This is a genomic window from Soonwooa buanensis (genome assembly GCF_900167905.1).
Lineage (GTDB): Bacteria > Bacteroidota > Bacteroidia > Flavobacteriales > Weeksellaceae > Soonwooa > Soonwooa buanensis.
In genome coordinates, this window is record NZ_FUYZ01000028.1 from 1 (window position 1) to 1,646 (window position 1,646).

Here is a 1,646-nt window from a genome sequence, read left to right on the forward strand (position 1 = left end):
CCGACCTCTACATTATCAGTGTAGCGCTCTAACCAGCTGAGCTACGAGACTTTATTTAATTTTAAATTTTAAATTTTGAATTTTAAATTAATTTCTAAATCTAAAATCTATAATTTGCAATCTAAAATCTCATATTTCCCTTGTACTAATTCTTAGGGGTGTATTGTTAATATTTACAACCGAGTAAAAAAACCAAAGCTATGCTTTGTTTAAGAATGTTATCAGACTTGAGACTATTAGATTTGAGACAATAGACTTTAGTCTCATATCTCGTGTCTTTAATCTCTCATCTTGTTATTTGTTTTACGTCCAAAGGACGCTCTAAAATGAGATGTTCCAGCCGCACCTTCCGGTACGGCTACCTTGTTACGACTTAGCCCTAGTTACTTGTTTTACCCTAGGCAGCTCCTATTACGGTCACCGACTTCAGGTACCCCAAACTTCCATGGCTTGACGGGCGGTGTGTACAAGGCCCGGGAACGTATTCACCGCGCCATGGCTGATGCGCGATTACTAGCGATTCCAGCTTCATAGAGTCGAGTTGCAGACTCCAATCCGAACTGAGAACGGCTTTCGAGATTTGCATCCAGTCACCTGGTAGCTACCCTCTGTACCGTCCATTGTAGCACGTGTGTGGCCCAAGGCGTAAGGGCCGTGATGATTTGACGTCATCCCCACCTTCCTCTCTACTTGCGTAGGCAGTCTCACTAGAGTCCTCAACTTAATGTTAGCAACTAGTGACAGGGGTTGCGCTCGTTGCAGGACTTAACCTAACACCTCACGGCACGAGCTGACGACAACCATGCAGCACCTTGAAAATTGTCCGAAGAAAAGCCTATTTCTAAGCCTGTCAATTCCCATTTAAGCCTTGGTAAGGTTCCTCGCGTATCATCGAATTAAACCACATGCTCCACCGCTTGTGCGGGCCCCCGTCAATTCCTTTGAGTTTCATTCTTGCGAACGTACTCCCCAGGTGGATTACTTATCACTTTCGCTTAGTCTCTGAAGCTAAAGCCCCAAAAACGAGTAATCATCGTTTACGGCGTGGACTACCAGGGTATCTAATCCTGTTCGCTACCCACGCTTTCGTCCATCAGCGTCAGTTAAAACATAGTGACCTGCCTTCGCAATTGGTGTTCTAAGTAATATCTATGCATTTCACCGCTACACTACTTATTCCAGCCACTTCTAATTTACTCAAGACTTGCAGTATCAATGGCAGTTCGACAGTTGAGCTGCCGGATTTCACCACTGACTTACAAGCCCGCCTACGGACCCTTTAAACCCAATAAATCCGGATAACGCTTGCACCCTCCGTATTACCGCGGCTGCTGGCACGGAGTTAGCCGGTGCTTATTCATATAGTACCTTCAGCTACTCTCACGAGAGTAGGTTTATCCCTATATAAAAGAAGTTTACAATCCATAGAACCGTCGTCCTTCACGCGGGATGGCTGGATCAGGCGCTAACCCATTGTCCAATATTCCTCACTGCTGCCTCCCGTAGGAGTCTGGTCCGTGTCTCAGTACCAGTGTGGGGGATCACCCTCTCAGGCCCCCTAAAGATCATCGGCTTGGTAGGCCGTTACCCTACCAACTACCTAATCTTGCGCGTGCCCATCCTTATCCGATAAATCTTTCAATATT

Annotated in this window: 1 rRNA gene; it reads right to left on the bottom strand. The window is 45.9% G+C overall.

Features of this window, described 5'->3' with window-relative positions:
- Positions 1–324 precede the first annotated feature (324 nt).
- Positions 325–1,646: ribosomal RNA gene (locus B5X62_RS15385) — 16S ribosomal RNA — on the bottom strand; the annotation flags it as partial.